The following is a 213-nucleotide window of genomic DNA, read 5'->3' on the forward strand; positions in this document are numbered from 1 at the left end:
CCTTCGACGGCGCTGAAGCTGCTATTCCAGGTGGTTCCGCCGTCGGTGCTGTAGCTGAGGGTGGCGCCGGTTTCGGCGCCGCTGATGGCCAGTGTACCGACGTTGGTGATGCCGTCGCTGCCGCTGGCGCCGCTGTCGTGGGCCAGGGCAACCACGGGTGCCGCGGTCGCGGTGTCGAGGGTGAAGGTGAAGGCCGCGGCATTGTGGGTGTTG

General features: G+C 68.5%; 1 protein-coding gene. It reads right to left on the reverse strand.

Annotated elements, in window-relative coordinates:
- Positions 1-213 (reverse strand): hypothetical protein (locus tag H3H39_RS27575; protein WP_182157719.1); only part of this gene is annotated, 213 nt, incomplete at both ends.

Source organism: Rugamonas apoptosis, assembly GCF_014042355.1.
In the GTDB taxonomy this organism is placed as follows: domain Bacteria; phylum Pseudomonadota; class Gammaproteobacteria; order Burkholderiales; family Burkholderiaceae_D; genus Rugamonas; species Rugamonas apoptosis.